Origin of the sequence: Bacteroides sp. AR20 (assembly GCF_964250605.1) — a bacterium.
Lineage (GTDB): Bacteria > Bacteroidota > Bacteroidia > Bacteroidales > Bacteroidaceae > Bacteroides > Bacteroides uniformis.
This window is the reverse complement of sequence record NZ_CAXUGK010000046.1, coordinates 1-22915: the sequence shown is the minus strand read 5'-3', so window position 1 is coordinate 22915 and position 22915 is coordinate 1. Positions and strand designations below refer to the sequence as shown.

The window sequence follows — 22915 nt, the reverse complement described above, 5'->3', positions numbered from 1 at the left end:
TTTAAGGGGGCATTGTTGAATGTTTTAAGGGGGCAGAATCGCTTGGTTTTAGGGGGCAGCTTACACTGGATTTTCCAATACACCTTATCAAATTTTTTAGCCCACTCTCTTCCTAGTTTCTCAAGCGTAAGCCAATCACCAGAGTTAAGTTCATGATTTTGAGGACAAATATTAGTTAGGTAAAAGCTTTCATACATTGTCTTCTCTGACCACTTCAAATCAGCAGCAGGGCACATATGACCTTTATCCCATCCAGAATTACTATAGTCCTCTCTCATAGCCTGACGACCTTTAAAAGAAAGATCCATGCCGAATTGACCTTTCCTCGGAAACTGACCATCTACTTCTACATCGGTCAATTCATATGCAACCCAATTAGGGATTAGTGTTTTTGTGTTGTATGACACAGTAAAACCTGTATATGTAATAACATTGTCACTAGCAGTGATCTTTGGCATCTCTAATAAAGAGCCTGAAATACCTTTAGATGTTTGTCCATATCCTGTTAAACAAACGACTAATAGTAGTAGTGTTGAGATTATTCGCATAATATTACTTTTATTGGTTGTAATCCTTTACTCTGTTTTCTCGATGTTGCAAACAAACCGCAACATTTCTCTTTCAATGCGCATTCATCACAGAATTCAGCATATTCATTCTTCCAATCAGAAATGGATTTAACTGCAAATTTCCACAAATTTTCATTCAATACGCAATGAGTCAAATTGAACACAGATACATTTAACCCCCAACGGTTCAATTCGCATACAGCAGTCTCAAGTAGATCTTTATAGTCAAGTGGGTCTATCCAAACTAAATCGTGGTTTTTAATTGTGTACCCTGTATATTCCATACCCATAAAAGCGACATACCTGACAAAAGGCAAATTCCGATAAATAAAATTAGCCATTTGAGGGAGTCTCTGACAGGTTATTCTGTTAAGGACAATTCTAAGTTCTACATCAAAACCACACCGTTCAAGATTATATAACCCTAGCATAGTTTCATCAAAAGAACCTTTGGATTGAGTAATATAATCGTGATCAATTGAGCAGTCTGAGTGAAGTGGGATTCCAAGTAATATGTTGTCAGTGCCACATTGCTTTAGTTTTCTTGCATAAGTAATATCTGCAAATGCGCGTCCATTTGTAAGTAAATGAATTTCTGTTTCCGGTAATTTTGCTTTGATATGACTTATTAAAGAGAAGAGTTTATCTCCAAGCAATGTCGGTTCACCTCCTGTAATTCCAATAGATGGCAACGTACTTGGGGCAGAATCAATCAGTTTTATGTTCTTAATATAATTGCGCTCTAAATCGTTGCTATTATTCGGTGGCTGACAGCACATTAAACATCTATTATTACATTGAGATGTAACAAAAAGAACATTATCATTAGAATTTATATCTATTGTGTCTCTCATATTATTCTACTCCTGTTATCCATCTCTGAAAAATAGGCATCAGTTCTTCTCTTCGAGTATCAAGTAAGTGGAATATGTGGTCAATTATGCTCATATTCTTTTTGCATAATGTAGAACTTGGGCGAAAACCATATTCATCGCCTTGTGTTGAATAATTTCTAACTGGATCAGCTCCACATATGGATAAATATGCACATTCCGAACATCCTGCTATATATTCAGTAGCCCATACTCGTGATACTTCTTGTACCCTCCGTCCATAAAAGAGACTTTCGTAATCATCCGTTATTTTACCCAAACGGAACTTAAAGTCATTATTTTCAGCAAGCATTCTAGATTCATCAGAGGCATACACATAACCGTCATAATTGTATACTATTACACCATTAACAATGCCTGAAGGAGATTGTAAATCTACAAACCCTATTGGGAAAGGAGTCAATATCTTTTTGAGGATCATTGTGGTCAATTCCTCAACAAATAATTCTCCTGATTTATTAATCTCTATGATGTAATCTAATGCAGTTTTGTAGAACTCTACAAATCTTTCAAAATAACGAGGCCAATCTTCATTATCCTTTGCCAGTCCGTATGGATTTAGCGATCTTATAAAGATACTATTAAACTTATTCGCTCTATACGCATCAATAATTTCTTTAGGATAATCTAATGACAATTCTGATGTTGTCATCAGGGCCGATACCTTATATTCACCTATTACACCTCTTGCTTTTTCAATGCCAGCAATCACTTTCTGATAACTATCTGACTTTCCTCTATTAGTATTGTGCAACCACTCTGGACCGTCTAATGAAGTAGAGAATACGACATTGTAGTTTGAGCAAAAATCCAACAGATTGTCTGGAATGTTAACAGAATTTGTGCATATCACATATGTCACTGACTTATTAGTCTGCTCCTTCTTGCTTTCCGAATAGAGAATACCTTCCGTTATCAATTCTGGTACGAGAGTCGGTTCTCCACCTTGAAACTCCATTGTTAGGTGCAGTGCAGGAGACATATACATGTGGTCTATCGATCTGAATAAATCTTCTTTACTCATATCGACACCACTTTTATCGCACACTTTACTAGATGCTTGACAATACACACAATTCTGGTTGCACCTTAATGTTACTACAAAGATGTGCAGTGCTGTATAATTATCTAAAAAACTCTTTCTTGTTGAGAGTCTTACAGATAAATTATCTATCAGTCGAGGAACTGGTTGTTCACTTATTATAAATGAAGCAAGCAAATCTTTGTAAAGATTGTCAGACGGGGTTAATTGCCTATTGACAATTTTAGACACAGTGCCTCTCGGCACAATCTGATAATCACCAAAATCATTGGTAATTATTTCTTTGCCATTAGCTATATTATATTTGAAAGGCAGTAGATAGTACACTAGTCATTAAAATTAAATTCAACGAAACTATCGCTGTTCGCAAAGGCCTTTGCAAAATAGAGTTCTCTTAAATTCCTTGTCTCTTCAAGGATTATTTGACGATTCTTATAGTCGATAAACTTATCACTTAAAGCAGATACAAGTCCTTCCCAGTTGTAGTCTGGTACATCATTCTTAAGTTTGAACTCTATTCTTTGAATATTATCGCCGACACCCTTACTACGACAAATAATAAAATCCGAAGTAAGCCAATATAGAGTTTTACATATTACTGCTTCACTATATATTGAAGTATCAACCTCTATAATTAGCGTACTATTCTCAATCTTATAGCTAATCATTGTACTTCTTCTTTAGGTAGAATACTATATCAGAATCTGTTTTACCCGTCCACTCTATACCAACATCATTCAAGAAGGTTTTAAGTGCTGTCTCTAATGTTACATCAAATGTTGACACACCTTTAGATACTGTACCCTCGATATAGTCTTTCTCAATAAGGAGATTCTTCATCTCTGTTACGTCAGTGCCAGACATACCTACACTCAATGCTCGATCACCAAGTTTCTTGAAGTTTTCAGCATAAGCAGTAAGCTTGGTAATAGTTGTTGTACCTGCAATACCATCAGTAGTCAGCCCCATATCCTTCTGGAATCTCTTTACAGCGTCAACAACATTCTCGTCATATACCACATAACCAGAATAATTAGTTTTAACTTTTGACTTATCCAAATACTCACACTTAACCAAGTTATCTGTCAATAGTTTCACATCAGCACCATATAGGTCTTTGTTGAGAGTGCGCGAGCCCAACGTATATGACGAAGGAGAAACATATGAAGAAGAACTACTACTTGAACTAGTAGTACTTCTTGTTGTGGTTGTTGAAGAATAATGCGATGAGTGCGAATAGTGGCTTGAACCCGACCTGTGAGAACTATGGCTTCGATGAGATCTGTGAGAACTATGGCTTCGATGACCAGCGATATCATAAGTGTTGTCACTGTTTATCTTAAGCATCAATTTATAGCTAAGATCCTTTTTTGCCTCACCTACTGACGCTATGTCTAAGTCCATATCTGAATCATTAAAAGAGACTGTTGGTGCAGCTTCTGCGCCATGTGTTCCCGCTATTGCAGCTATCGAGGTAGCCACAATGCCTTTGATTAAATCTTTAAAGCTCTTTTTCATATGCCTAGAAATAATATGTAAATGCTGTTCCTACAGCACCAGACTCGCTATTGAATGTACTTGTTGTTTTTGTGTGTATTTTATAATATGCTTTCCAATCCCAATGTCTGCCAGCAAATCCCATTTGCAAGATCACACTTCTTGATGGTACAGATAATTGAACGAAGTCTTCGTCACCATATCTATAAAAATCACTTTCGTTAAAAGGATCTCCAAAATCATACTCGAATTTGTAATTATCTGATAAAAGAACGCCGAACTCGTATCCAATACCTAGATAGAATGACCAATTGTCATTTCTAGCTGCATTCCAATTAAGTATGATAGGAAATACAAATTGATTAACCTTTCGTTTATAGTCTGCATAGCTATAAACATATTCATATCCCCAATAACTATTATAGTCATCATATGAATAACCCACCCACTTACTATATCCAGTATACTGATATTTTATGCCTATAGTAGAGTTAAAAAGTGAATTAAAACGACCTATACGCATAGATAGTCCCCAACCAGTAGAGAAGCTCTTTAATCCCTCTATTGAGCCTTCAATACCGACTCTAACAAATGGTTCTTTTTTAACATATGTGGAATTACGATACCCACTATTGGAATTATAACTAGATGAGCCATAACTTCTATTATTAGACGAATATGAACTGTTATAAGAACTTGATGAACTAGTTGTATTGGAAGAACGGTAGGATGATGACGACGATGTACTACTACTTGACGTCTTCTTAGCCATAGCTGCTTTCCACTTATTAGCAATATAATCCTTTGTCATACCCTTTTTAGCGTACGACTCCGCTCTTGTTCTATCAGAATAACTAGAATTTGGCGTAAACTTATCCGCTAGCCTTTTTGCCATATTATCTGAAGCCGTATCATCATACTTACTTCCTGGATGTTTGGCCCTAAATTGTTCGTATGCCTCAAAGGTATTAGTTGTCTGAGCTAATTGCCAGTCTGCATCTATTTGTCTATCAGAAATAGTTTTATTGAATTTTTCCAACAATGCTTTCGCTTGCTGGTTGTCTGGGTACTTTTGCAGTACTTTTGTAACCAACTCTATGGCACCTGTTTCATTACCACTAGAGAATCTAGCTTCTGCTTGACGTAAAGCAGAAGATATATCCTGAGCACTCGCAGACAGTACAATCACGAATGATAGTATCAATAATGAGAATATCTTTTTCATATTAGAAGAATTTTGGATCTAATGAGTTAGCTGCATCATTATATTTAATTGACTTAAAACTTGCATCTAAGGCACTATTGCTATACTTATGTTTGCTCAAGAATAATTGTGCATTCTTGATCATTTGATAATCTGCATCAAAATCGTCAAAATAAGAATAATTACTTTTGAAATTATTCATCTTTTTACATTTCGGTAGCAGCGTTTTATTAGTATAGGAGGTCATTGATGTATTTGGCACGGCTGCTAGACCGTCTTTCAAAGAAGTACAATTACTCCATGGTTGAGTAGAATACTTTGTACTTTCAATAATACAATTCTCAACTTGCGATTGCGTACGACAAGACTGACTAGATGCTAAAAGTGACTGTATGCTATAATATCCACTTACAGCATTAGCAGTGTATTTATGATCAATATACTGAGCAAACTTATTTAGAGACTGTAACTCTGATTCGTTCCAACTTTTTTGGTTGAAATATGAGCGTAAAATCAAATCTGCTTTAGTGTTTAATAAAGCATTGTATTCGGAGAGAGTTTCACTTTCTACTGCCCCCATTGAGCCAACTATTGCCAAGTCTGCATAAAGTTCCTTAAGCTGGTTGAAATCTTTTTTTGACCAGCTCTGAGACAAACTATCAACACCTTCAGTAAAGTCTTTATGATAGTTATATTGTTCTATGGCATCCTGAGATGTACCAAGTGACATAAAATGGCTTATCGCTAAATATAGTCCTCCTATAACAGCGACCATAACCAGTAAAATCTTAAATACTCTCTTCATAAAAACTATTCAAAAAGGTTATTTATGAAACTAGTTATCTCAGACCAGTAGAGAACAGAAAGTACACCTACTGCTGCAATAAAACCTATAATGAGAATAGCCATTAGCCATTTAATCCATTTAGGAGATGATGATTGATAATCATTATACTCATAATCTCTAACTGGTTTAGGATTTTTAGGAATATCAACTTGATATACATTGTTAAAGTCTAATCTCGCTCTGTACCCACAGAATCTACCAGACTGCATTAAATCCTTATATATTTTAGTTGTTTCATCAATTTGCATAAACACCGGGCTAGAACTGATGCTATTATCAAAATTGAACTGAACTCTTATTTTTGATACTTTAGGTTCCATCTTAATTAATATTTGAGAATTAGTTGTTGTTAGATCTACTTCGCCATTGTATTGATGGTAGTGTGGACCTGATGCTGTTATAGGCACAACTCGCAATGTTTTCAATTCTTCTTCTGTAAATCGTATTAGTTTTCGAGTTGACTTGTCGGGAATGCGTCCGTTGACCGTTAACTCTACAAAACTTTCATCAACACAAGTGTTGTCGGTTGATTTGCGGATGTCAAAATACCATGTTTTTGTGAAAACCACATTTACATTAGAGAGATCACTTAAAACAATTGATGTTCCCTTTATTTGAAAGTATTCACAATTGCAATGAGGCGCAGGACATGCAATTACGGCATTATCAAAACCTTGTTTCCTATATGTAATGTTAAAAGAATCCTGAGCATTGATGAATCTACAATTTGCTTGAGCATCTTGTGCATCATAGATATTATAGTATTTGCACAATGGTGAAGTAATATGCTGGATAGCAATGTTATCTCTTGCATTACCATTTTTTGCTAAAATTATCTTATCATATGACGCATATCCCTCCTGGGCGATAAATGTCAAAATGTCAATAAGCTCTTCCTCATTTGCAAATACTTTGTATCCGTATGTTGGTTCGGATGATGTAGTATTCTTATTAATTCTAGAAGGAATACATTTCGTTGAAGTATATACCGCAATGTCGTTTATTATTTCTTCTACAGATTCATTGCTATAATCCCCATTTACTATGAGTTTATTAGAGAGCATATTTAATGCCTCATAAATATCCTTTCCGTCACAAATATGATTTCTCTCCACGAAGAAAGTAACCATGGCCATTCCGCCTCTGGAATCTCGACTATTTCGTGTAATGTATGAGAAGTAATTTCCATACTCGTTACCCCATATAACATAGCAATCTGCTCCAGCCTTACATAATTTACCATGTAACGCTCGAGGATCAGATATTGATTTTGCCCAGACAGTAGCTTCTGTGAAACTATACTGATTTAACAACTTTGATGGATAGGTAAACTCGTGTCTAGTATCATCATCAAATTGTCCATACAAATCTACTTTTATATACTGTTTCATAGCTTATCCTTTTAAGAAATCCCAAAAACTACGCCCAGTGCTATCGCTTTTCTTACATATATTGTCTAATACCAACTTCGCGTACTTACCGTTAAACTCGCAAAGCTGTTTAGCAACTACATTACCTACAGAGAAAGGAATAACTTTGAGGTCTTTAACTCCACAGCTTCTACTAATTTCCTTCAATGTTTCCCAAAAACCATTAAAGTACTTTTCTACATATCTCTGTGCTTCTACAGCCTGATCCTTATATTCACAAGGAATCATATCACTCTTGGTCACTAAAACATATATGCCATTAACAGAACTGCTGATAATTCTTAAATCGTTAAGATAGTTCAAGCATCTATCCAAGTAGTCACTCATATTAAGATTTGAGTTATCATCCCAAATTCTGTTATGTCCATTATATTCAACCACGAAGAACATAATCTTTTTATTTCTTTTGTCCTTCAAATAGTTAAATGTAGTATTTAGTATTCGCTGACGATCTTCGTCCAAGTCGAAATTTTGACTGCTAAAATAGATACACTTGAATATCTCACCAGCAAGGTCAATGAGTGTGATAGGATGTTTCCTGTTATTATCATCCTTTATATCAACATTCATATCATAAATACAGGCATTAGATGTACTATTTGGCAATCTACTAATACCAGATGGGTTAAATATATTTTTTAATCCATCCATATATTCAAGAGCTCCGCCTCTTTTGATTAGTTTACCTTTAGTGTAGGCGCTGCTCAAAACTGCCCCCAAAGTACATGTTTTACCAGATGCAGGTGTACCCCAAAAATACACTTCTGTTTTGCCCTTCTGCAATTGTTGAGGAGAAGTGTAAATAGGCAAATCAGGTGGCCTTTGATAAGAGAGTATTTCATTGGCCCAATCAGCACCTACAATACTTATTAGCTCCTCACGAGAAATAACATTATTATTAATTGCTGTTTGAATTTCCTCAGCACTAATGTAATTTTTATCACTTGAAATACCACTAATCAGGGAGTCGTGCTCCTTTCTACTACTAATTATATTTTGAGCATCAGATACCTTTTTCCCATTGGGGTGCTTCAAGATGTAATCTCTATATGCATTTGTAGTGTTCATAGAGCATGCGAACTCCCAGTCGGCTTGATCGCTAAAACCAACAAGAATTTCAGTAATTTCCTTAGAATGCTTACCAGGGAAACTATCTCTATATTTAAGATATGCCTCTTGAGTATTGATTCGGCACGTGTTTAACCAGTCTATATCCTTCAAAAGGAGGTTTGCATCATACAGATGTTCTCCGTCAGGATAAATGGCAATATATGCATTCAAAGACTCTTCTGTTGGGGCAATTGAAATCTCATCCCACCAACTTCCCTCCAAGTCTTCTAGTGCTTGCTTGCAATTGGCAGCGTATTTACCATCAGGAAAAATCCTTAAGTATTCGTGATAAGCCTGAGGGGTATGAGACTTTTGAGCTCGTTTCCATATAATATTCTCATTAGAAACAATCTCTTTATTAATTTCGTCTTCTCGTTCAGATGACAAGCCATTGGCTCTTAACTCATCCATAGTTATAACACCATCTCTCAAATATTTTACAATATTTTTGATCGGTATTACATTACAACGACTTAATATTTTATCTTTCTTCTCTTCCATCTATGTTAATCTTCTTCGGGCATTTCTACAATATAGTTATTATCATCACCTATTGCGGCTATATCCTTTGAAGTCACAATCCAAGGCAACAAGATTATAGCACAGCATATAATAGATAGCAAAATGGCAATAAATGATGGAGGAACAATTGTTGTGCATAGCAATTGTAATCTATCAGCATTTTGATTGAAAGATTCGTCCTCAAACTTTGGGTAGTTACGTTCTTGACTATATTGCTTTTGGCTCAATTCCCCATAGTTGGTAAGCCATGCGTTAACTGAAGATGTTACATCTTGAATGTTTTTAGGAAGATTAATATTCCATATAGTTGTTGCGCTTTCAGAGAGCCAAATAGTTCTTTTTTCGTTTAGTGCATCTATATTCTCTCCTAATAAAAAGTCTTTCAATCGGGTTGCGTATTTTTCAGATACCGAAGCTTGAGAAAAACCGAGTGACAATGGTTTTGCAACCATATCAGCGTATCCTTTTGTCCCAACCTTTAACCCACCTATTGTCTCTTTGTAACTTAGGCATCGTTGGTCTACATATTCTCGATATTTTGCATCTAATTCACGCGCATCGTCAATAGTTTCTGAATAGAGTTCTACTATTGATTCCTTCTCTTTTATCATACGCGTAAAATGAGTAAAGAAGACAGATGACACTAACAGAAAAACTAATATAATAAGTCCAATAGATATTTGGCCTATAATACCGAGTCGAAGCCACCTAGTTGCTTTTGCTTTACACATAATATTTAGCAAAAAGATGATAATGCCTGTAAATGCTAATGCTATGAGAATAGATAGTCCCAAAGAACACAATTGACTATATATAAGCCCCATAAAGCTTATATATGTATATGTTAGAAGTGCAAGTGTCGCAAAGACCCAAGCAAAATTGAATTTAGATCTGGACATATTCAGATTCACTTTGTTTATTATTATTCTCTACCTGATTTTCAGGTAACATTTGCTCTAACTCATCAATTCTTCTTTCATATTCTTGAATTAGAGCGCGTATTGCCTCGTAATCATCAGTATTTTGTGGCGTTTCTTGAGGTGTTTCTTGCTTAGGCGTATGTACAACCTCTGGAATAGGTCTATTTACAACAGGGACATTGTTTCGTGCACCACATCCTCTGAACAATGAAGACAGCAACATAATGATAAGGCCCATTAATAATAGTCCCACAATCCAACTCAGGCATCCAGAGAACCAGCCTCCTCCAAAACCTCCAAGACCAAATCCGCTGAAAAGGTTTCTAAACCATCCAAAAAGGCCTCCACTAAATAAGTTACCCCAAAAGCCCTTACCATTCTTTTTGTATTGAGCTTTAAAGACCTTGTCGCCATTAATAGGAGAATTAATGTCCTCATCCCAACCAACAAAATCATAGCCCCTTTTAGGCTTAACTTCAGGAACTTGCATCGGAGGTACAGGCTCTCCATTTTTTGCTCTTATTGTATCAATACCCTTAATTTTTCCGTGTTCGCCACCATCAAATCTTACATTACTAAACTCGGGCTGAACAGTCTCTGGTTCAACGATATCATTTGTTGGTACAGATTCATCATTGACTGGAGGTACAGGAATTGGAGTACATATAGCGGTAAAATTAAGATCCGACTCTACCTTTTTATTATGTGGAGCATCTGGTTCCCAAGATGAAAACTCAAAGCCATCCTCAGGGATTATATTTGGAATATCTTTACCACCATTAAGGATATGTCCATGACGACGCTTTATAGTACCCTTAATGCCTGACATTATACCATTGCCCCTAACTTGATAGTTTATAGTATACACTCTTTTGTCATCAATGTCTGTTCTAATAGATGTAGTAAGATTCTTTCCATCTATCAGCCTCAGACCCCACACGCCAAATATAATGTGGCCATTGTCACAGTATACTAAATCGTCAATATAGTCAGAAGATAAGTACTTCGTGAGACACTTAAAATATTTTTGATCATGGTCAGGTAAATCTGCTGCGGTCCTATTAAGATGCTGGATGATTAATTCCTTTTGCTTTGAATATTCATCACCTTCAGCAGTCCCTTTCAATTCGGACAATTTTATTGCATTTTGGAAGTTCGCCGGTACATACCAATCAATCATCCCATTTGTTGTATTGAAAACGGGCTGCGCAAATAGGTTATGATACTTTCTATCAATTATATGCTTCTTAATGGTATTATCAAACTCTATATATCTTTCATAGAAAGGTACGCCATTGATTTTTTCAACAGCAACACCATTCATATCAATCGAACAGAGTTTTACCTTATCTCTAACAGAACTCATATAATTACGAATTTACAATGTTTAAAATATCTCCCAATGTTTTATTCGCCACTGCATCATAGTTGGGCAAATCACAAGCTAAAACATATCCTATTTTCAGCTGTTCCTCCCATTTCCAAACACTGTTATATTGAGGAAATTTGTTCAAGAAAGCCTTGTCGTCAGAATTAAAACTTGGATGCTCCAATATCTCCTTCTGGTGACTAATATGTGATACTAACATTACGCCTTCATTTTGAGGAGATTCTATGTACTCTTCGTTTATGTGCAAACTGAACTTTTCATCTATATCGCCAATGGATGTTTTAGCTCCATCTGTCAGGAATTCATATCCAAACGAAGAGGTCATCTTGTTGAACATTACTGATAGATAGTCAGATAGTACACCTACTGCACCCTCATTTCCAAAACAATTAATATAGTATTCTACTTTGTTTATTAATTGCTTTCTAACTTCAAGTTGAAGGTATAATCTATACAGAGTCGATACAATAGTAGAGATGCTATCAACTTTATCTTTCAATGCATTTACTCCATAATGAGATAAAACCTCGTTATACCAGTACTCTTCAACGCACATTACAACACTTTCCGCAGTTCCAATATGCATTTGTTTACTAGATAAGAGTTTTGCCATATCGACATTCATCTCCATCAACATCTCTTTGCACTCTTCAATATTTTCAGAGCCCGTATATTCACACAACAACATCTCATTTTCTTTTCTTGAGTTATCAGTGCTCAATCCAGCAGCAATAAAGACCTGGGACTCAATGTTAGTCATTTTAGCCTGGGCTTTATTGTTTATGAGAATAGTATGTAATAGTTCTCGCAATTCGGTCTCATTCAGCATCAAGCGATCCATAAAAGTACCGAAGAAGGATGGATCTTTTCCAATTTGGATATCAATCTGCATATTAGCTCGACGAGATTGCTTTTTGGCTTTCTGTACTTCTTCGTCTTTATTATCGCTATGATAGTAAACTTGAAGAGTCGACTTTAATTTATTCAATAAAGTTCTAATATCAGAGTTGAATTTACTAGTACGAGCATTGTTCAGATTAGGTGCAATTGTATTTAAAGCATCAATAATTCTACTTGTGCCATCGTTGTTCATTGTTGCTGCACTATCCCACGCATTCTCTGGCGATTCGAAGTGTGTCTTAACAAATTGGCATGAGCAGAATGAGGTCTTAAGATCATTCAGGAATGTAGGATATGCAGGTGGCACAATCAGCGAAACCTCTGGAGATTTTCCTTCTGGGCCTGGATGATATCCAGAATATATTTCCTTAGAGAACTTGTAATCTCTAAGCATATATATATTCTTGAAGCAACTGCCATTTGACCAGTTGTTGAACCAATGAGTATTTGTCTCATCTGACAAAGACTTTAATACCTCTCCTTCAAGAACGGTAGTAAAGCGGCGTCTCCATCTCTCTTCCAAATCTGATTTGCCCTTAATCTCATCATGGTAAACAAGATCTTTATTGAACCAAGTACTTACAATAAAAAGAGGAGAGATTATAGACTGCTCAATAAATGAGGCTCTTCTTTCTGAACTCTCGCCAACATTGTTTATTATCCAGCTATTGAGAACAAAACTCATTGTACTTTCCGCCGATTGGTTATTGTTATGGCAGAACATTAGTGAGTTGATTCGTTTTGCTGTAGAATATTTGTTAAACAAATAAGTAACCTTTCCTCGACGATATACAGTCGAAAGATTTTCCCCATCTGCTAATTTTGTTGCTTTAATTTTTTCTGGTCTTCGTGCTCCAGGAAAGTCTAATATGTCAAGATGCTTCAAAAACGGATGTTCTTCTGCAATGGCAGTCGGTAACACAAAGTATAATTCGGCAGTCAACGCACTCAAAAATGATTTCTTCATTGTGATTTGATTACCATTTGCGATCCTAACTTCAGAGTCCTTAATGTATTCTACTGGGACATTCTCAGGCTCACAATACATTTCGTTGAGACGAGCAACATCCAAAATGGTACCGTGTTTACGAAGTACAGACTTAAATGGGATATATACGAATCTTGAATACTGAAGCTTTTTGTATTCTGACACGATATCTTTAAAAGATCTGGTTATATCCTGATTCTTATCCCAAAGCATTTCAATCAACCCAAAGGTTTGCTCCTCTGATAGTCGATTGATATTATGAATCAAGAATGGGAAAAACTCTGAATCAGTAATATTGAGTATAGATCTATTATATGAGGATAATGACTTTAGGTATTCTTGAATATCTAAAATATCATCTTCACTCAAAAGACTGTTCTTCCCTTGCTTCCCTAGCGATAACGATTTTACGGCATCATTTATAGCACTTGTTCTGAGGACTTGGCTAAAGTCGTAGTCAACAATCTGTGTATAATATGCTTCGCACAAAATTAATATTACATCGACTACTGACAGAAGACGAATTTTTACATAACCCTCAGGTGTTTGACTATCCGACTTGATTGTAAATCTAGTGACTACGCCAGTAGCCTCAACAGTTGCGTTTGGGGCACTAGGATTAATTTCGTTTATGAAATTATACTTTTCTCCGGTTGATGAATCTGTAACACAAAAAGCCTCTCCTGGTTTTGAGAGCATTGCACTTACCAAATATGATTTACCCATCTGGCTCTCACCAAATGCTGCTGTAGAACATTGCTCTTCTACCGCGAACTTAATCTTATTTAGCTCACGTCGTATATTGATGAGGTCCTGCTTGTACTGAAGTTGTTCAGCTTCAGGAACATTTGCAGTCCAATTAAGGGCTTGCTCAACAGCTTGCAGGTTTTTATCTATAATTGTATTCATATTACTCTCTCAATTCGCGGTTAACATTTGATACTGTGTTGATATTAAACTCTCCAGAGTCTAACCAATAGCACTCAGGATCATTTAGGCTCTGTATCTCCAATTTGAAATTGCGGATATTTATATCCTCACCATCATCACCCTTAACACTATCTATTACTATTATCTCTTTATTCTCTTTGTAGTTTTCTCTTGTAAGCGATAATGTTAACGGACACTTCGAAAGAATCTTGTCAATTTCCTCCTGAACCGCAACTTGAATCTCTTGTGAATTTAACTCGACGGAGTTTTCTTCATATTGCTTTCTAATTCTTGCTTTGATGCCTCTCTCGTCAATGTCAAAAACATAGAACGGTCTTAATGGGTAATTCCCTATATCGAATTGCTTGGTACCAATGTACGCAGGGAACGATTCAATAGTCAAAGAACCATTATTAACATTAGGTGAGATAAACCAGTCTGTATTTTTTCTGTTTTTGGACATCTTTGCATAATACTCCGTGGTTGGCTTAATTCTATTGCCGAGTTCGCTGAGGTCTAACAAAAAACCATTATAACCTCCGGCGTGAGATGCTTTATATGCAATCATAGCTCCTACAGGCACGATAGACTTTGAGTCACTCAAATAACCATTTTTATCAGCAAATGGATACCAATGACCTATGCAGAATTTGTTCAAGGAAATAAGTCGATCTGGAGTTACGGCAAAATATTTCAAGAAAATATCTCTAATAACTTTTAGTGATGTTGGTCTACCTGACAACAAAACAATATCGCACTTGTATGCATACATAATTACAGCGATGTACTCCAGTAGGTTGTCCATTGCATATTCAATATGCTTACACATTACAGAAGAATCAAAAGTCCATCTAATAGACTTTAAATCGATCCCCATCTTTTCATTAAAAGCATCTATGACAACTTGACTAGGTGACTGTTTAGCAAAAATCTCATCGTATGAAATTTCTCTAAACTGCTCGCCATCACTTAGCAAGTTCAAGAAATAGTACATGATAGGAACAGAAACTTGAGCATTAAAGTCCCTTCTAACCATTCTGTCTTTAAACGACAAGCGGTTGTGGTCGGCCCCAAAGAAATCGAATAATTTGGAGTATATTTGAGAAGCTTCCAAGCCTAGTTTTGACAGCTCCTTTTGAAGTATTCCATCATGGCCTTCAAGGAGAATATTATTGATTAATACCCTAAGCATATCATCACCTGCGTAATCAAAACTATCCCAAAATATTGGAGTTGGTTTTAATTGCGAAGGTTTAAGCTCATTGTACTCGTATGAGCAAATAGTTACATCTGATGTTCCTGCTCCAATATCTAACGAACCAATTGTAAGATTTGAAGTTGAACCTTTCTCTGTCTTTATTTCTTTGCCATATATATCAAAAAACTCCTTGGTTAAGTTTTTATATCGCTCAGTTAAAACGCTGTATAAATAAACAAACTGCGAGCATGTTGCCTCATCAAAGATCCAGGGCGTATTGTCATTTGAATCTTTGGTCAATTTGGGCTCGATAGATATCTCTAATTGAATACGACTTGAATCGATATTGTTATAAAATTTATTCATAACAAAAATCGCATCTTCTAGGCTCGAATGTAATGACAACTGTTCGAACTTAGACATAGCCGTCGGACAAGTCAAAATAATCTTATTGATTCTTCTAGGGGTACTCAGGCTACCATTGTATTCTCGATAATCGTGACTGTTTACCTGAGCTGAGGCTTGTGACAAAATCTCCAAGAAAGCAAATGTCATAAGAGACTTTCTTGAATAATTGGCGCCAGCTCCCAACCCATCTTTATCAATTGTTCCGTCATAATTGAAATAGTTGGATATCCCTTTTAGAATAGGGGGTCTATCTTGATTGTTTTCAAGATTTATGAAACGCCATTCTTCTTGTCGAGGATTATAATCCCATAAATATCTTTTAGGACTAGAATAGGTGGATAATGTCTGTTTTGCAAAAGATATATTAGTAGCCTCATGTGAGAGATACTCTGCTTCATTTCCTAGTCTAACAATGCTAGGCCAAGTAAATTGAGTGCTTCCCTCCATGTTCCCTCCAAACTCGACCTTACTGAATGCAAGTCGCATATTGAATGAATCTTCAACACGGTTCAGCTTGCCATTACTCAATAGCGGTTTAGAAAAATTTTGCAATTTCAAAGATGCAACCTTTGTAAAATCTGAATTTTCGAACAAAATTGCTGATGTCCTAGAGTTACCAATGTCAATAATCATTTCAACATTAATCTCCTCTTGTCCTCGCTCTTTAATAAGTTTAATTTTAGGAAGGTTAGCTGTCCTAACTAAATAACTTATAAGCAAATAATATGAAGCTAAGAATGAATACTTATATGGCTGTTGTGGCGGAATCTTATTGATGTCATCAGTGTTATAGACCAATTTCATCAAATAGAGTCTAATCCAATCATTCTTTCCTGAACAATAGTCAATTAGCTTGTCAGTATTACCGCAAAGACCAAAAAGCTTTTCATTTTCAAAGGAGAAAGAAGGACTTTCGTTATACTCATCATTGCCATCATAAGTGGTATGTGTATCAAAAGCAACCAATAAATTAGCTTTAATTATACCGTTTTCTTGAGAAATAGGCACAATTTTGAAACGACACCAATTATACGGACCTAACTTAAAGTTTCCAGTTTGATCTATCTCATAGTACGGGGCTGGCAACCAACAATTAAGATACTTTTCCAGAATGCAACTATTCTTGTCATCAATTCGCATCCTAAAAAGGCCCTCACCATCGGTAATGTCACCCTTATGTATTAAGCGTACTTCAGGATTTGCAGTAATAACATTAGGCTCAACCAATAAATTTCCTGCATGGTCAATAAAGCCATACTTCAACAGGTCTGACATACGAACAAATTCACTCTGTTGTTTGATTTCGTATGCATATTCAAGCACTTGCTCTACTTGCTCCTCATCAAACCATTCGTAGAAGACTTGCTTAAAACCATCATTCAAATTTATTTCGATTTCTTTCGAATAAAATTGAATTCCTGAATTGGCGATTAGTGAGTAATTCATATTTTTGGTTTATTTTACTGCTTTTAATATCAAATCTCCTTCTAGGAGATAATAATCCAATATGCAAAGTTAATTGTTTTATTTCATTTTAAGGCATTTTAAACCTATAAAAAATATCTCAATAGCACATTTTTGCTAGAATGTTTTATAAATATATAAATAATTAGAAATTAATTTCTTGCATTACAGCAGATTTTATTAAAAATAAATCTCCTAGAAGGAGATATAGAATTTAGCCTAACAAATCAAAAGTTTATCTGCACTAAAAAAGGAGCTCGCTCCCGAACTCCTCTAAAAAGCAGCAATCATAGCTTTCATAATAATTTCAGTATTTTCTTATTGGCTTTGTCTATTACTTGCGTTTCCAAAGAGGCCAGATATATCTGTGTAGTACTCTCAGAATCGTGTCCCATTCCTTCGCTGATTACAGATATTGGAATCCCTTCATCTCTGGCAATACTCGCCCACGAATGGCGTGCAACATACATTGTTAAAGGCAAAGTTAACCCCAACTCCTTACCAATTGCCTTTAGGTTATGATTTATAAGTGTCAAGGCATTATGATACTGTTTTCGGGTATTTCCGGTTGGTTCCTTTATTATCGAAAGGAGAAAAGGCGAACTCAATGAAGAGTATTGATCCACAATGTTTTCCATACAATTCTCCCAACGGATTGACAGTAATTGTCCTGTTTTCTTTCTTCGGTATGTAAGCACATTATCTTTCAGATTCTTTTTCTGTAAGTATGCCATATCCACGAATGCCATTCCTCGTGTGTAGAAACTGAACAGGAACATATCACGAGCGAAACTCTTGGATGGAGAATAGCTCAAATCCAAATCTTTCAATTTACGAACGAATTTCAACGGAATAGCTCTCTTTACAGTCTTTTCTGATGAGGTAAACACCTTCTTAAATGGATTCTTATTCTCTACATAGCCATCTTCCACAGCATTATTATATACCGCACGCAAGCGTTTCATATAGAAAGAGATTGTATTGGGAGCCAATTCCTTCGCTCTTAAATGATACTCATACGAAATAAGCATCTCCGAATCAATGTCATCAAAACAAACATCTACACCTTCTCTAAACTTTCTAAAACTGCTAAGGGTAGCTTGATATGTTTCACTTGTGCGATATTGTCCTTGTCTCCAGAGTTTAGCTATCATTTTCTCCATATACGAAAACAATGTAATTTCAAATGATTGCTTATGAAACTCATCTACAATCGTATCAACTGTAAATGGAGAATCTGAAATGGTCAATTTCTTTACAATACGATTGAAACACTTCTTGTCGTATTCTATATGGCTCTGTACATACTGTAAATAATTTACACGAGACGAGTCATCATCCTTAATGATAAGATCTTCCAACTCAGAATCCCATTCACTTTGAGTAATTCGGAAGTTCGTTGCAATTTGCCGAACTTTTCGCATATAAATCACTTGGTAGTATAGACTACCTGCTTTCCCCTCAATCGTAGAGGGTCTGAACTTTAATTTTATAGATACCATAGTATGTTCAATTTATCTTTGTTTTACAATAAGAGCCTTCTCTCAATTGCTTAAGGGAAGGCTCTTTAAATAACGGCTACGGGATATACAGCAATTGAAACTCTCTTTTTCTGCGGCGTTCGATGCTGGGGATAGGCTTGCCCTTGTAGCAACGGTACGAGATATACTCCTCGTAAATATCCCTGTCGCCGGACTCTATTTTCTTGATAAGGTTACTCTTCGGGCGTTTGCCATAGCCAAGCAATCTGCTGTGACCCACATTGTAAGCCAACACTGTTAGTAGCAGAGCATCTTTCCCATACTGTCGGAAATACTTATATCGCTCCAATAGGTCGGCTCTGAGCAACGAATCAGCCTGTGCTTCGGTAATATCGGCTGTCAGGTTTTCGTGTGGAAGCAGTTTATGACCGTAACCGATGTACGGGTGCTTGGTATGGTCGTGCCACCCCTCAAACTCCTTGATAAGTGCTACCGCCTTGTCGAACAGTTCCGTTGAAATCTCTTTTGGCAATGGTGGCGAAGAGTCACCGCCTCGTGTCTGTGCCTTGGCATATCCGCAAAGCAAGGTCAGACATATAATCATCAACTTTATTCTCATAGATTCTCTTTTAGTGATTGGTTATAGCGGCAGACACGCGACAAGCGAGTGCCTGCCACCGTTGTTTAAGGATTGATGTTGATTGGAGAGACGATAGTTCCTATGGGAGTAATCGTATTACCCTCTGTGGTATCCTCTTCCTCCTTCACCTCGTTATTGAAAGTGAATGTGAGCTGATAGAGCTGGTCATGGTTATCCTCGAAATAGACATCTATCGTCTGCTGATCCTCACACTCCGAAGTATAGTACAGACGGAACACATCTCTGTCAAGCGGATAGCGGTCATTAGGCAGTAGCACCATACCGTCATCCATTCTCAATGTACCCTCGCCATCGGGCTGAAAGTAGCGGATTGTGTAGCGAGTATCTGAGAAATACCCCTCACGGACAATCTCGCAGCGTATCTCCGCTGTCTCACCCTGCACCAATCGCTTGGGTACAGGCATTGTCTCAACCGTAAAAGGATAGGCTTGCTGAACATCGAGGTCATCCTCACAAGATGTGAAGCCCAATACTGCGGTCATCATGGCACCGCAAACCATCATATAGGAAAATAACTTTTTCATAACGCATTTAATTTTAATTGATAATAAACTTTATTCCTAAACCGAACTGGGTGCTGAACTTGCCGAGTGAGCCTCCCCAGAGGACACGCTCACGCACATTGGCAAGCAGTACAATACGGTCTGTTATATAACTCTCCAATTCAAGGGTGATGGCACCGCCATAGATGAAGGCATCCTTGGCAAGCAGCGTAGAGCCGTCATAGAGCATCTTATCACCCCAATTCACCGTTTCGTAGCCTGCCAATGCAGATCCACCGATAGAGAGGAAGAAGGTCTTTGTAGGATCGGACAGGAACTTCAGATAGTAACCACCCTCGGCCGTAAACTGGGCACGAGGAACAGATGTACCCCGATAGTCGTAGTTCTTGAGCAGATACTCTGCACCCACCACCCAGCGGTTAGCCTTCTTGGTATATCCCGACATCGCTATTCCCGTGTAGTAGTTAAGCGGAGATTTAGAGCCGTTTACAAAGCCGCCTTTGAGTTCCACACCCATCATCTTCGGGAGATAACGCTGGGCGTATGCCTGCCCTGACGAGAGGGCAAGCGATACGACTGCAACAAGTAGAAACAGATACTTCTTCATGGTTACTTCACTTTAAGTTCGTTGATTACCTTTGCTCTTACGATGTCCTCACTCTCCACGGTGAAGGTCTGGTGTCTGCCACCGCTCTTCTCGTGCATCTCCACCACAAGCACCTTGTCGGCAGGAATGGTGAACTTGTCGAACACAAATACGGTACGCTCATCCTTGTTGCCAGCAACGGTTGTGGCATAGTCATAAGCACGCAGAGGGAAGATGACCTGCTCCTGAATGGCTGTACGCTTCATCACCTGCTTATCCACAATCTTGAAGGTCACAAAGTCCACCTCGTATGGTACATTCGATGTATTCTTCACCTGCGTATGGAAGTAAAGCAAGCCATTGTGGGTGTAAAGCCCACGCAACAGGTACTGGATGCCGAACGCCTTACTGCCGATGTGCTTGATGTGGCGTTTGTTGTCCTTGTGGATAGCCTTGCTGATAAGGTGTACCAACTTCGGCGACTCACTGCCAAGCTCCTGCAAATAGATGTCGAGAGCATTGTTGGGGCGGTTTACCTCACTGCCATCGTGAATAAAGTCCTTCATCTCGATATTCAGGAGCAGAGGCTCATCCGAGTACTTCACATTGAAGGTGTAGAAACTGCCACTCTCGGTAATCACCGACATATTGGTTTCATCGCGGAAGTTCTTGACTGTAGCCTTCACACGAATTACATTCTCCGAGCCGTCGGCCTTGCCTGCAATAAGGTTAGGCGAGCCAAGATCCACATAGCGTACTGCGGCAGGGAAGATGATGTGAGTAGTCTTGTCGTATGTCACCTCCAAGCCGTAAGGCGGTATCATACGGTCAAAGGTCAGTTTCTTTGTCAGACCGTGATAGATGTCGCCATCCTCCTGCTGCGGATAGATGTCCGTAGTGAGGGTAACATCATCGGCTACTGTGTTAGTTACTGCGGTTGAATCAACCGACTGTGCATTGGCACTTACAACGCCCATCGTGAGGGCAAGCATTACAAAAATCTTTTTCATGTCTTTAATGTTTTAATAGGTTATTGATTGTTTTGATAAAGCATCAGGGTATATCCTGATTTGAGGTGTACCTTCTCTTCACGCATCTTCTTGGAGATATACTGCGACACGCCCTGTATGGCACCACGACCTACTTCGGATAGCAGTTGGTCTCCGGCAGACTGGTTGGTGATGGATATGCTCGTTCCGAGGTTCTGCCCCAGATTTGCCGCCATCTCCTTTGCTGCACTTGCCTCCATGGAGCCGGGGATGAAGATTCCCGCCTGTCCGTCATTGTCGTGGACGGTAAGTTCTACGGGAATGATCGTTCCGTTATGCTCCACCTGAAGAATCTCGATGTCGAGCCTTTCGCCTTTGATGCTGCCTTCACCCGTGATGAGGGTGTTTCGTGGCAGTACATACTTCCCGACACGCATTGCCTCCAAGAGCCTGAGTCGCACGCTCTGACCGCTGATGATGGTCTGGTCACCATCCACGCACGCCTTGATGGTGTTCCGTGCTGTCTGCTTCGGTGCTTCGCCTACGGCAGTGTGAAAGCCACCGCCTACGGATTGTGCCATCCGTACTATCATCACCGAGTCGCTCATAGGCTGAGCGAGTGCCGACACAACGGGAGTCGTTACATGACCTACGGGCTGTGCCTTCGCCTTGCCGCTTCGCGTGGTAGTCTCCACCTCCTCGGCTGCGCCCTCGGAGGTAGCGGCTGTATTGCCGGGCATATACTTCGCTGCAAGCTCGTATGACTTCTCCAAGAGTGCCACCTGGTCGGCATATGTCGGCTGGCTGTTCTGCTGTTGTGCCATCGACTGCTTCAGCTCCTCAAGCTCCGCTTTCAGAGCCTCCTTTTCGGGATCCTCACGCGGCTCTTCGTAGAAACTGCCGAGTGTGGCGTTGATGTCATTGTAGGCAGATGTGGATGTGGAGAACGAATTGCTCCGACTGCTACTGCCACCTCTATAGGACGAACCACCGCTACCACCTGTGTATCTCGGCTCTTCGGGTATCTCGACCACCTCTTCCTCCTTGTCATCAGTGGTCATTGCCGTAAAGTCCTCAAGGGTACGCATCTTCTGCTCCTGCTTGACACGCATATCCTCCAGTTCGTAGGCTGCAATCTTATCCGCCTCGATGCCTGCACCTCGCGGATCGGGAAGTTCGGCGTTGAAGCCTACCTTCTGCTGCTCAGCCTGTACCTGCTCCTTCGATGGCTTGAAGATGAAGTAGAATGACACAAGGCATAGCATAACCATTCCGCCATACACAAGAATTTTCTTGATTTGCTCCTTGGAAAATCCAGTGTAAGCTGCCCCCTAAAACCAAGCGATTCTGCCCCCTTGTGCTAAAATAATCCTACCCCCTTGA

19 protein-coding genes are annotated in these 22915 nt (G+C 38.3%); all 19 read right to left on the bottom strand.

Annotated elements, in window-relative coordinates; genetic code table 11:
* The coding region (locus ACESTD_RS17555) for a DNA/RNA non-specific endonuclease (protein ID WP_373159057.1) at positions 1-548 on the bottom strand (548 nt) is incomplete at its 3' end.
* Positions 539-1423, bottom strand: coding sequence for a His-Xaa-Ser system radical SAM maturase HxsC (gene hxsC / locus ACESTD_RS17550; protein WP_373159056.1), 885 nt, complete (start codon positions 1421-1423; stop codon positions 539-541). The genes ACESTD_RS17555 and hxsC, both read right to left, overlap by 10 nt.
* 1 nt (position 1424) lies before the next feature.
* Complete coding sequence (hxsB, locus tag ACESTD_RS17545; RefSeq protein ID WP_373159055.1) at positions 1425-2831, bottom strand: His-Xaa-Ser system radical SAM maturase HxsB; 1407 nt, start codon at positions 2829-2831, stop codon at positions 1425-1427.
* Positions 2831-3172: a His-Xaa-Ser system protein HxsD gene (gene hxsD, locus ACESTD_RS17540; protein ID WP_373159054.1), complete on the bottom strand. Its 342-nt coding sequence runs from the start codon at positions 3170-3172 to the stop codon at positions 2831-2833. The genes hxsB and hxsD overlap by 1 nt, the downstream gene beginning before the upstream one ends.
* Positions 3165-4022, bottom strand: coding sequence for a peptidoglycan-binding protein (locus tag ACESTD_RS17535; protein ID WP_373159053.1), 858 nt, complete (start codon positions 4020-4022; stop codon positions 3165-3167). The genes hxsD and ACESTD_RS17535 overlap by 8 nt, the downstream gene beginning before the upstream one ends.
* Positions 4023-4026: 4 nt before the next feature.
* A complete protein-coding gene (locus tag ACESTD_RS17530) occupies positions 4027-5226 on the bottom strand; it encodes a hypothetical protein (RefSeq protein WP_373159052.1) in 1200 nt (399 codons plus the stop codon).
* Between the two features lies 1 nt (position 5227).
* Complete coding sequence (locus ACESTD_RS17525; protein ID WP_373159051.1) at positions 5228-6010, bottom strand: hypothetical protein; 783 nt, start codon at positions 6008-6010, stop codon at positions 5228-5230.
* Positions 6011-6015: 5 nt separating this feature from the next.
* The gene (locus ACESTD_RS17520) at positions 6016-7443 is read right to left on the bottom strand and encodes a hypothetical protein (RefSeq protein WP_373159050.1); all 1428 of its coding nucleotides are present in this window, start codon (positions 7441-7443) and stop codon (positions 6016-6018) included.
* Between the two features lie 3 nt (positions 7444-7446).
* Entirely contained in the window at positions 7447-9093 is a 1647-nt protein-coding gene (locus ACESTD_RS17515) for a hypothetical protein (RefSeq protein ID WP_373159049.1), read from the bottom strand.
* A gap of 5 nt (positions 9094-9098) precedes the next feature.
* The gene (locus ACESTD_RS17510; RefSeq protein WP_373159048.1) at positions 9099-10013 is read right to left on the bottom strand and encodes a hypothetical protein; all 915 of its coding nucleotides are present in this window, start codon (positions 10011-10013) and stop codon (positions 9099-9101) included.
* The gene (locus ACESTD_RS17505; RefSeq protein WP_373159047.1) at positions 10000-11400 is read right to left on the bottom strand and encodes a hypothetical protein; all 1401 of its coding nucleotides are present in this window, start codon (positions 11398-11400) and stop codon (positions 10000-10002) included. The genes ACESTD_RS17510 and ACESTD_RS17505 overlap by 14 nt, the downstream gene beginning before the upstream one ends.
* A 4-nt stretch (positions 11401-11404) precedes the next feature.
* Entirely contained in the window at positions 11405-14221 is a 2817-nt protein-coding gene (locus tag ACESTD_RS17500; RefSeq protein WP_373159046.1) for a virulence factor SrfC family protein, read from the bottom strand.
* Position 14222: 1 nt separating this feature from the next.
* Entirely contained in the window at positions 14223-17294 is a 3072-nt protein-coding gene (locus tag ACESTD_RS17495; RefSeq protein WP_373159045.1) for a virulence factor SrfB, read from the bottom strand.
* 314 nt (positions 17295-17608) lie between these two features.
* Positions 17609-18814: a tyrosine-type recombinase/integrase gene (locus tag ACESTD_RS17490; RefSeq protein WP_373159044.1), complete on the bottom strand. Its 1206-nt coding sequence runs from the start codon at positions 18812-18814 to the stop codon at positions 17609-17611.
* 76 nt (positions 18815-18890) lie between these two features.
* A complete protein-coding gene (locus tag ACESTD_RS17485) occupies positions 18891-19412 on the bottom strand; it encodes a glycoside hydrolase family protein (protein ID WP_373159043.1) in 522 nt (173 codons plus the stop codon).
* A 65-nt stretch (positions 19413-19477) separates the two neighbouring features.
* A complete protein-coding gene (locus tag ACESTD_RS17480) occupies positions 19478-19978 on the bottom strand; it encodes a DUF3872 domain-containing protein (protein WP_373159042.1) in 501 nt (166 codons plus the stop codon).
* Positions 19979-19991: 13 nt separating this feature from the next.
* Positions 19992-20564 carry a conjugal transfer protein TraO gene (locus ACESTD_RS17475; protein WP_373159041.1) on the bottom strand — a complete coding sequence of 191 codons (573 nt, stop codon included), beginning with the start codon at positions 20562-20564 and terminating at the stop codon, positions 19992-19994.
* A gap of 2 nt (positions 20565-20566) precedes the next feature.
* Complete coding sequence (gene traN / locus ACESTD_RS17470; protein WP_025018898.1) at positions 20567-21553, bottom strand: conjugative transposon protein TraN; 987 nt, start codon at positions 21551-21553, stop codon at positions 20567-20569.
* A 20-nt stretch (positions 21554-21573) separates the two neighbouring features.
* Positions 21574-22803, bottom strand: a complete 1230-nt coding sequence (gene traM / locus ACESTD_RS17465) for a conjugative transposon protein TraM (protein ID WP_373159040.1) — start codon at positions 22801-22803, stop codon at positions 21574-21576.
* Between the last annotated feature and the right edge of the window lie 112 nt (positions 22804-22915).

What these genes read in the sequence shown, in the direction of transcription:
- ACESTD_RS17485 (WP_373159043.1), bottom strand. Translation starts at nt 19,412, where the DNA reads ATGAGAATAAAGTTGATGATTATATGTCTGACCTTGCTTTGCGGATAT.
- traN (WP_025018898.1), bottom strand. Translation starts at nt 21,553, where the DNA reads ATGAAAAAGATTTTTGTAATGCTTGCCCTCACGATGGGCGTTGTAAGT.
- ACESTD_RS17500 (WP_373159046.1), bottom strand. Translation starts at nt 14,221, where the DNA reads ATGAATACAATTATAGATAAAAACCTGCAAGCTGTTGAGCAAGCCCTT.
- ACESTD_RS17515 (WP_373159049.1), bottom strand. Translation starts at nt 9,093, where the DNA reads ATGGAAGAGAAGAAAGATAAAATATTAAGTCGTTGTAATGTAATACCG.
- ACESTD_RS17490 (WP_373159044.1), bottom strand. Translation starts at nt 18,814, where the DNA reads ATGGTATCTATAAAATTAAAGTTCAGACCCTCTACGATTGAGGGGAAA.
- ACESTD_RS17535 (WP_373159053.1), bottom strand. Translation starts at nt 4,022, where the DNA reads ATGAAAAAGAGCTTTAAAGATTTAATCAAAGGCATTGTGGCTACCTCG.
- ACESTD_RS17520 (WP_373159050.1), bottom strand. Translation starts at nt 7,443, where the DNA reads ATGAAACAGTATATAAAAGTAGATTTGTATGGACAATTTGATGATGAT.
- ACESTD_RS17475 (WP_373159041.1), bottom strand. Translation starts at nt 20,564, where the DNA reads ATGAAGAAGTATCTGTTTCTACTTGTTGCAGTCGTATCGCTTGCCCTC.
- ACESTD_RS17495 (WP_373159045.1), bottom strand. Translation starts at nt 17,294, where the DNA reads ATGAATTACTCACTAATCGCCAATTCAGGAATTCAATTTTATTCGAAA.
- hxsC (WP_373159056.1), bottom strand. Translation starts at nt 1,423, where the DNA reads ATGAGAGACACAATAGATATAAATTCTAATGATAATGTTCTTTTTGTT.
- ACESTD_RS17510 (WP_373159048.1), bottom strand. Translation starts at nt 10,013, where the DNA reads ATGTCCAGATCTAAATTCAATTTTGCTTGGGTCTTTGCGACACTTGCA.
- hxsD (WP_373159054.1), bottom strand. Translation starts at nt 3,172, where the DNA reads ATGATTAGCTATAAGATTGAGAATAGTACGCTAATTATAGAGGTTGAT.
- traM (WP_373159040.1), bottom strand. Translation starts at nt 22,803, where the DNA reads ATGGTTATGCTATGCCTTGTGTCATTCTACTTCATCTTCAAGCCATCG.
- ACESTD_RS17480 (WP_373159042.1), bottom strand. Translation starts at nt 19,978, where the DNA reads ATGAAAAAGTTATTTTCCTATATGATGGTTTGCGGTGCCATGATGACC.
- ACESTD_RS17505 (WP_373159047.1), bottom strand. Translation starts at nt 11,400, where the DNA reads ATGAGTTCTGTTAGAGATAAGGTAAAACTCTGTTCGATTGATATGAAT.
- ACESTD_RS17525 (WP_373159051.1), bottom strand. Translation starts at nt 6,010, where the DNA reads ATGAAGAGAGTATTTAAGATTTTACTGGTTATGGTCGCTGTTATAGGA.
- ACESTD_RS17530 (WP_373159052.1), bottom strand. Translation starts at nt 5,226, where the DNA reads ATGAAAAAGATATTCTCATTATTGATACTATCATTCGTGATTGTACTG.